The sequence below is a fragment of the Lysinibacillus sp. NPDC056185 genome (assembly GCF_047737915.1).
Taxonomy (GTDB): Bacteria; Bacillota; Bacilli; order Bacillales_A; family Planococcaceae; genus Lysinibacillus.
Genome location: NZ_JBLLLQ010000018.1, coordinates 100,505 through 109,438, shown reverse-complemented (window position 1 = coordinate 109,438; position 8,934 = coordinate 100,505). Strand labels below are relative to the sequence as shown.

Genomic DNA, 8,934 nt, shown 5'->3' with positions numbered 1-8,934 from the left:
CAGTTTATAAGGTCACACAATATATAGAAATTAAAAGGATAGAAGAGCTTAAGAAATTAGCTCTATCTATCCTCTTTTTGTACCACATCTGGATCCGGCTATATTTAAATATCAATTTAAGTTGAAGGAGTATATCGAAGCTATTTATACAGAATTTCTAAAATATCTGCAACAACTTGAAAAAGAAGGACTATTATCTTTAAAACTCAAGGAATTGCTCATTCATTAGGGGTGATAAAAGTGCGTTAATCTACATTTCGTTAACACACTTTTATCTTCTCTTTTTTATTTAGTTAAATGTGGTTAACTCTTCTGAAATAGAATTTAAAAAATCTTTCTCAAACATAATATAGTATTTACCATCTATCATTTCCGATTTCATTCCATCACTTAAAGATAACGATTTCATAGAATTAATTTCCAATCCCATTCCCTTTTCTAACAAATGATCAATTGATGTATTTGCTTCTATTTTAGTAGTAAGTTCTTTTAATTGTGTTTGTGGGATTTCGTTTTTTGTTTTATTAATAACAGCACTAATGAGGTTTAATAGGTTTTCTTCACCTAATATTTTTCCCTCTGTAGCAGCCACCATTAATGCCACAACCTCTTCTCCATTCAAACGATTCTTCCCCTTTTTGAATTCAAATACCTCTCTAGATATAGCTCTTACTCGAATATCTTCTGGCAAGTCGTAATCTATACCATTCACTGAATCAATTAACGTTGAAAGGGTTGAAATATCCATAACAGCATAATAATTTATTGTTAGATCAAATAGCTTAGAAACTGTTGTTCTTACATTTTCAACTCCTCCTGAACCGTGAACATAAGCAAATGTCAATTTATCATATGAAGTAGTTCCATTATTCTTATCCAATATCGGAGCATAAGTATCACGAGGGATAGACAGAACCTTAACCATCTTTTTATCTTTACTATAAGTAATTAAAAGGTTAATAGGTATTCTATTATTCTCATCTTTCACCGTAAATAGAGTGGTGAAAATCTCGTCTTCTTGTAATACTGTTCCGCTTACATCACCTCTATTATATTCTTTATTAACGTTTCCAGGGAAAATCGATGGAATAAACAAAAATATACACAAGCCTATTACTAATAAAGAAACTGTAAGTGGAGCGAATTTTTTTGAAAAAGAAACAAGAGACTTGTTTTGTGTATTATTATTCTTCTCCATTTTATAAATTTGTTCAAATACTTCATTACGGTCTTCTTTTGTAAATCTTAGTTCTTGTTCAGACGTATTATAAAATTTATCTCTTAATCGTTTATCTTCCATTAAGTTCTGCCTCCTTTATCATCGACTCTAATCTTTGTTTTGCTCTTCTCAATCTAGTTTTCACTGTATTAACTGGAATATCCAAAACTTCAGCAATTTCCTCTGTCTTTAATGAATCATAGTAGTATAGATAAACCACTTCCCGATACACTTTTGGAAGAGAAAAGATAGCATCTTTTATTTCTTCATTATTGTATTTATTGATAACTGTTTTTTCTGTTGATGGTAATATTGACTTTGCTGTTTCATTTATAAAACTTTTTACCTGTACCATTTTGTAATTCCAACTTTTTAAATAATCTTTACATTCGTTAATTGTTATACGATATAGCCAAGTTTTTATTTGTGCGTCAAATCGAAACGAATCAAGGTTTTTGTAGCATTTGATAAACGTATTTTGAACCACATCCTTAGCAATCTCTGTATCCTTCACATAAGAAAAAGCCAATCGTACCAACTCATTACCATATTCAATCATCGCTTTTTCTAAAATGAAATCTTTTTCTTCTTTGTCCAATCTACTCCCCTCCCTTTCAACCTACTTCAAATTCTGCTATTAGACGACTATCAAATCATAATAGGTTCAATTTTTAAAAAATATTTATTTTAACAAAAATTCTCTTCTAATCGGCGTGTTCAATATTTATAAATATTCCATAAAAAAGGATCCATACAATTATAGCTGAAATAAAAAACCTGTATCTTAGATTTAATCATAGATACAGGCTTATTGTTTATAATTATTTCTTATTCCATTAAACTACTGCGTTAGCCATCCATGTAGCGCAAAAACCAGCGATACACCACAGAGAATGAAAGATTATTTCGTTCTTTCATGGGAATTACATAATACTTTTTGATTGACGCTCTCAATGTGCTGAAAGAAGTTAAATTGTCTGTAGTAGTGAATGGTGTAATTTCTTTCATCCTAAGCCGGTATTCTCCTAGGAAATTAATACTAATTGAGAGGATTTTTTTAAGGTTGCATATTCATCCAACTATCAACATGATGAATGGCAAAACCATTATAACCTTTTTTATTAGCATAATGTCGATGGACTTGTGCTAACTGTTTATTCATATAGGCTTCTCCATCATCATAGAAGGTAATATTTTTCCCTTCATCAGAGGCACCTGTTTCCACACTAATAATAATTGATTTTTTTACTTTTTTTGCATAGTTTATTTCATGTTCAACAATATTTATAATGTCTTTAGCAGCATCTCGATAAGCCATTATCGAAACACTTTCCACTTGGTCAATCACCCAATCAGCTAGTAACCCTTGTCCAAATTGGTTTTTGTATGTAATTTCGTCAAACCAAAATGGCATATCCACTTCCAATGGCAAATGTAATCGATCAGTATCCCCTTTCGCTCTAGTAAGAAGCGCTTGATAGGATTCAATCGTTTTTACTTGATTCGAGCTCCACCCACTATTTAAATAGGGCTCTACATCGAGATGGACTCCAGAAAATTGCTCCGTTACTGCTACATTTTCATTATATGTATGTATCCAATCAAACAACTGATCCTGCATTTTATAGCCCTCTGTTGAAACCCAACTTGCCGAACCATCCAACGCATATACTTTTATACCTTTTGCCGTTGCTTTATCAATAAAACTTTTGTAATAGTTACTTGCTATATCACTATTAATTTGTAAATATAATTTATTAATATCTTTGCTTTCTAAAAATGAGAGTACCCCTGATTCATCTTCGACAATCTTTGTCGTATCCCATAACCAAGTAGCCTTATCTTGCATGGCCATTGCGTCTACCTTCCCCATTGTTAATCCTAGCGTACTTACAATTGTTACTATAAAAGCAATGATTGCTTTTAGTGAACGACTTACCATATATTACATCTCCATTCTATTTACCGAGGCTCATAGAACAGAACCTGGCAACCTGACAATCATGCACTACAATAGTGTTTAGACTCATGGCTTTGCGTCCTTCCCTTTCGGTGAAGTTTGCCTTTTACAGTATTTTTCTTACCTAACATAATACGATGTTAGTACGAATATGTCTGTAGGTAAAACGCATAACTTTATTGATAACTTTCTAATAAGATAATAAGAACACAGGTTATTTGTACTATATTAGTATAAAAACACAAGATGATGAAGTAGCAATTGAGAATGATGAAATGCAAAATTAGATATCGATTCCTTTCGATATCTTTAACTGAAAAACAATTTGTATATAATGTAGCCTATCAATAACACTAAAACTAATACGACCGTCTCTTTCCAACCCATACCATTTAAATTTCCGCTAGTTCCCCTATTTATCCCATCGTTTAAAGAACCAGTAGGATTGTTTTTTAATTCACTTTGTTTTAAATGCTCTCTTTTTTCTTCAGGTGTTTCCGTTTTCTTTGAATCCATATGATAAATACCTCCTCAAAAACGAATTATTAAAAGATATATGCATAATTATGCTTTGTCATGCAGCTCATCGGACGTCCCAAGGAAAGTGACCTGTCGGAACGGAAATCAACGACACGTTTTGGTGATAAGCTTAATATTCGACATAGAGTATTCAGTTTCCCTTTTGGAAGCCACTTAAAAAGAAAGACAGAATCACATATTTGTAATTCTGTCTAAAACATCAACATGAAGTGTTGTATTGAATTATTTAATCCTACAAAAACTTATGCCTCTACGTTTTCTTTTTCATTTTCAAGCATTTTGTGTAAATAATTTATTATTTCACGTATACCTTCTAATGAATTCACAAGTATCTTCGGGTCAACGTATGTGATCATACGATTTTCAAGATTAGCCACAGCTGTAAAGTAGCGTGTTTTTGAATAATTGACAAGTCCCATCTGCTTTAATACTGACTCATCAAAATCAAGAATTTCACGAGCTTCTGTTACAAGTAATCCATAATTCACAACATCCGTGTTCAACACTATAATCCGTGCTGTTGCAGCATTAGAAGAACGATTATATAGAATACGCTCAAAATCAAGCACAGGGACTAGCTCGCCACGAATTCTTGTGAAGCCTAGAAGATAATTAGGTAAGTGAGGAATCGGTGTTACTTGCTCTAACTTTTCAATCGAAATCGCTTGTTCCACAGGCACTGCATATTCCTCTGTACCACAAGCAAAAACTACTGCCTTTACACTTTCCATTCGTTCACATCCTCGATTTTTGTGGTTATTTTTTCGCAGACTCTTTGACGATTTCAACAAGTAAATCCGCTAATTTTTCTAATTCTTCGACTGGGATTTTTTCATTTGTTGTATGAATGTCCTCATACCCAACAGAAAGATTTACTGTAGGGATGCCAAAGCCCGCAATAACATTAGCATCGGAACCTCCGCCAGAAATACCAAGCTTTGGCGTACGATCGATGTTGTGTACAGCCGCCATTGCCACTTGAACAACTTTATCTGATTCTGTTACACGGAATCCAGGATACATTAGCTTCACTTCAACTTCAGCTTTTGCACCTAATGAAGCAGCGACTTGCTCAAACGTCTCCTGCATATGCTTCGTTTGGGCATCTAGCTTCGCTTTGTCGATCGAACGAGCCTCTGCAAGAATCGTTACTTCGTCACACACAATATTTGTTGCCTGACCACCCTCAAAGCGACCAATATTTGCTGTTGTTTCTTCATCTAATCGACCTAGCTTCATTTGTGCAATACATTTGGAAGCAACTGTTATCGCTGAAATTCCTTTTTCTGGAGCAACTCCAGCGTGTGCTGTTTTCCCAATTATTTTAACGGAAATTTTCGCTTGGAATGGAGCTGCTGTTACAATTCCTCCTACTTTGCCATCACTGTCTACAGCAAAGCCGTATTTCGCTTTAATTTTAGAAGGATCTAACTCTTTAGCGCCAACAAGCCCACTTTCCTCGCCAGCTGTAATAATAAATTCAATATCACCATGTTCAATATTTTGCTCTTTTAAGCGTTTAGCCATTTCAAATAATGTGGCGATACCAGCTTTGTCATCAGCACCTAAAATTGTTGTACCATCTGAAACGATATAGCCGTCTTCACGAAGAGAAGGTTTAATACCTTTCCCCGGGACAACTGTATCCATATGAGAAGTAAAATAAATTGGGTCAATATCTAATGAACCCTTTAGCGTAGCAAGTATATTACCTGCTCCATGCCCGTTACGAGTATGTGCATCATCTTGTTCTACTGTAAAACCAAGCGCTGTTAATTTGTCGATTAAAATCGGCGCAATCACTTCTTCATGTTTTGTTTCTGAATCGATTTGTACGAGCTCAAAAAACTCTTCTACTAAACGACTTGTCATGTTGTAGGACTCCCTTAGTTTACGTGTTTTTCCACGTCATAGTTATCTTCTATATTTTAGCATACTGCTGCGTTTGGGAAAATAAAACGATTACATTGTTTTTCAATTGATTTCTGCAATTATCCTCTTCAATTCAATTCGAAAATTATAGACGTGTAAAAATGCTTTTATAAGCGAACTACCTTTTTGAAGACAATTGGAAAATTTATGTTAAAATATTTGATAGATTATTAACGTCAATTTGAGGGAGCGGTGACTTGAAGAAAAAAGTTATAATTATTGTTTCTTTGTTGGTTGTCATTATATTGTTGCATTCAACACCAAGTATGGCATTAAGGACGCATATATTTTTAATGGGTTATCCAAAAGCCGCGATTTCTTCAGGAATTATTGAAGATAAAGAGCATAATGAAGTAGATAAAGATAAATTTGCAGAATTAAATGCCAAAGCATACAGTCTAACAAATCCTCCAATAGAAAAAGCTACTCAGGGTGAATTAAGAAACTTTCTTGTAAGGAAATTTGGATTTTTACATTTTGCAGAATACTACGGTGATACTTAATAAGCTTCGTCAATCAAATGGGGACTTTACACACAAAAAACGCTCAGATTACTGAGCGTTTTTGTCTGCCGTTTATGTTATTACTAGTTTAAAGGGAAAGTCTTTTCACAGATCACTTTATATCTACGTTTTGAAAGATCGCTTCTTTTTCTTTATGTAGTGACTGCAAATAGTCATCCGCCTTATTATGTTTATCCTGTAGACGCAAGATCGTATTATGTACATCATCTTGTACACGAGAAACCTGCTCTCTTGCGGTAGATATTTTAGAATGGACAGACCAAGCTGAAAAAATATCATCAAAGAAATAGTCCGCAAATTTTACAAATCCATCTGTTTCAACTGCTAACGATTTCGTTGACATATCTTGCACATCCAGTAGTTCGTTTTGGAAGCGCTGTAATGCAATTTGAGCATTATGAAGATAATTTTCGGACTCATCAAGTGCATCATGCTTTAAATGTGTAGCAATGAGACCTCCACCAAAAAACGTATCCCACGCTGAATAACCACTTGCAGAATGCAAGGACTCTGCAGCTTGTCCAAGCTTAGTAAGTGCTGCTTCACCAGCTTCTTCTGCTTCTTTTATCTCTATAATAAGTTGTTTCGTTAACATTTCTTCATGCGCTAATTGTTCAAGCCTTTTTGCCTGTTCAGGTTCATGCATTTGGAAGTAGCCTTTCTTTTTAGCATTTAATTGGCTTAAAGCTTCTTGCAACTCTTGTTCATTTATTTGAGTAAGTTTAGTGTTTATTTGCCGTAAATCATCTGTCAAATCAAGTTCCATCTTCTTTGCTTCATTTATTTTTAATTCAAGAATAGCTGCTTCATCAATTTTTTCAGTACGTAGCTCATCTTGTTGCCCTGTCCACGTACGAATCATATTCATAAAAGAAAAACCTTCTAACTTATCGAGTTTCAAACGAATTTGATTGAGTGCTTTAGAATGTTTGTAAATTTCCTGTTGTGCACGCTCGATTTGCCTTTCAATTAAATCCTTTTGTTCACTTAACCTACTAGCAGTTCTTAATTGTGCATGAATCATTTCTTGCTCTTTTTGTAATTGTTTCCATTCCATTTATCTCAACTCCTCTTACATATATGTACGGATGAAACGTGGATATGTTTCAATTATCTGTCATTTTTAATAGATCTTTTATAATCGAAAATTAGTTCAAGTCAAAAAGAAAGCCTAGTAATCCTCGTGGATACTAGGCTTGTACATTTTTTATAGAGGAATGTTTCCGTGCTTTTTCTCTGGACGTGTTTCATGTTTGTTCGATAACATATCCAACCCTTGAATTAGCTTAATACGTGTATCACGTGGGTCGATAACATCGTCTACCATACCACGAGAAGCTGCTACGTATGGGTTTGCGAACTTTTCTTTATATTCTTCAATTTTCGCTGCACGTGTTGCTTCTGGATCTTCTGATTTTGCAATTTCACGCGCGAAGATAATGTTAGCTGCACCTGCTGCACCCATAACAGCAATTTCTGCGTTAGGCCAAGCAAATACTAAGTCTGCCCCAATTGATTTAGAGTTAAGGGCAACGTACGCACCACCATATGCTTTACGCAGAATCACTGTAATTTTTGGTACAGTTGCTTCTGAATATGCATAAAGGATTTTTGCTCCGTGACGAATGATACCGCCATGCTCTTGTTTAACGCCTGGGAAGAAACCAGAAACGTCTTCAAATGTGATAATTGGTATATTGTAAGCATCACAAGTACGAATGAAACGAGCAGCCTTGTCTGAAGAGTCAATGTCTAACCCACCAGCTAATACTTTAGGTTGGTTACATACAAGACCAACTGATTCACCAGCAATTCGCGCAAAACCAACTACTACGTTTTTTGCAAATTCTGCATGAACTTCCATAAATGAGCCTTCGTCCACTATTTGCTCGACTACTTTACGTACATCATAAGGACGAGTTGTTTCGATCGGTACAGTATCCACGATTTCCGGACGATAGTCATCACCCTCTGGACGTGCTTGACGAGGAGCTTTTTCTTTATTATTTTGTGGTAAGTAGCTTAATAGTTTTTTAATTTGATCAATAGCTTCTTCTTCAGATGGTGCGCGGAAGTGTGCATTACCACTTACAGCGTTGTTTACTTTTGAACCACCTAAATCTTCAGCAGAGATTTTTTCTCCTGTTACTGTTTCAATAACTTTCGGTCCTGTAATAAACATTTGAGATGTTTTATCAACCATTAGAATGAAGTCTGTAATTGCTGGAGAATATACCGCCCCACCAGCACATGGTCCCATGATAACTGAGATTTGAGGAATTACCCCAGAGTAGATTGCATTACGATAGAAAATATGACCATAACCATCAAGTGAAAGTACACCCTCTTGAATACGAGCGCCACCTGAATCATTAACACCGATAAATGGTGTACCATTTTTTGCGGCTAAATCCATTACTGTTGCCATTTTTTTGGCGTGCATTTCACCAAGTGCTCCACCAAATACTGTGAAATCTTGAGAGAATAAGTATACTGGACGTCCATTAATTTTACCGAAACCAGTTACTACACCATCACCAGGACCTTCCATCTTGTCCATGCCAAAGTCTACTGTACGGTGTGTAATGAATGGGTTGATCTCGAAAAATGTACCTTCGTCTAGTAATAATTCAATACGCTCACGAGCAGTTAATTTGCCTTTATCATGTTGCTTCTCGATGCGCTCATAGCCACCACCAAGTTCAATTACTGTCTTACGGTCATACAAGTCATTAATTTTGTCGAACATATCCATACTG

General features: G+C 35.1%; 9 protein-coding genes and 1 riboswitch. Of the genes, 1 reads left to right on the top strand and 8 read right to left on the bottom strand.

Annotated features, from left to right (window positions below):
* Window positions 1-289: 289 nt before the first annotated feature.
* The 6 genes from ACMZ42_RS17245 to ACMZ42_RS17220 all read right to left on the bottom strand — a co-directional run bounded on the left by ACMZ42_RS17245 (window position 290) and on the right by ACMZ42_RS17220 (window position 5,591).
* Window positions 290-1,300: an LCP family protein gene (locus tag ACMZ42_RS17245; protein WP_415732153.1), complete on the bottom strand. Its 1,011-nt coding sequence runs from the start codon at window positions 1,298-1,300 to the stop codon at window positions 290-292.
* A complete protein-coding gene (locus ACMZ42_RS17240; RefSeq protein ID WP_402874161.1) occupies window positions 1,290-1,817 on the bottom strand; it encodes a sigma-70 family RNA polymerase sigma factor in 528 nt (175 codons plus the stop codon). Before ACMZ42_RS17240 ends, ACMZ42_RS17245 begins: the two co-directional genes overlap by 11 nt.
* 459 nt (window positions 1,818-2,276) lie before the next feature.
* Window positions 2,277-3,161 (bottom strand): amidase, encoded by an 885-nt coding sequence (locus ACMZ42_RS17235; RefSeq protein WP_415732152.1) that lies wholly within the window; start codon window positions 3,159-3,161, stop codon window positions 2,277-2,279.
* A 43-nt stretch (window positions 3,162-3,204) separates the two neighbouring features.
* Window positions 3,205-3,293, bottom strand: a riboswitch (cyclic di-GMP riboswitch).
* A gap of 195 nt (window positions 3,294-3,488) precedes the next feature.
* A complete protein-coding gene (locus ACMZ42_RS17230) occupies window positions 3,489-3,695 on the bottom strand; it encodes a DUF6366 family protein (RefSeq protein WP_370081667.1) in 207 nt (68 codons plus the stop codon).
* Window positions 3,696-3,961: 266 nt separating this feature from the next.
* A complete protein-coding gene (locus ACMZ42_RS17225; protein WP_053483746.1) occupies window positions 3,962-4,450 on the bottom strand; it encodes a chemotaxis protein CheW in 489 nt (162 codons plus the stop codon).
* A 25-nt stretch (window positions 4,451-4,475) separates the two neighbouring features.
* Entirely contained in the window at window positions 4,476-5,591 is a 1,116-nt protein-coding gene (locus ACMZ42_RS17220) for a M20/M25/M40 family metallo-hydrolase (protein WP_415732150.1), read from the bottom strand.
* Between the two features lie 257 nt (window positions 5,592-5,848).
* Between ACMZ42_RS17220 and ACMZ42_RS17215 the strand changes: the two genes are divergently transcribed.
* Window positions 5,849-6,154, top strand: coding sequence for a hypothetical protein (locus ACMZ42_RS17215; RefSeq protein ID WP_370081655.1), 306 nt, complete (start codon window positions 5,849-5,851; stop codon window positions 6,152-6,154).
* A gap of 112 nt (window positions 6,155-6,266) precedes the next feature.
* Here ACMZ42_RS17215 and ACMZ42_RS17210 read toward each other — a convergent pair whose 3' ends face one another.
* Window positions 6,267-7,232, bottom strand: coding sequence for a hypothetical protein (locus ACMZ42_RS17210; RefSeq protein WP_415732149.1), 966 nt, complete (start codon window positions 7,230-7,232; stop codon window positions 6,267-6,269).
* 150 nt (window positions 7,233-7,382) lie between these two features.
* Complete coding sequence (locus ACMZ42_RS17205; RefSeq protein ID WP_415732148.1) at window positions 7,383-8,930, bottom strand: acyl-CoA carboxylase subunit beta; 1,548 nt, start codon at window positions 8,928-8,930, stop codon at window positions 7,383-7,385.
* Between the last annotated feature and the right edge of the window lie 4 nt (window positions 8,931-8,934).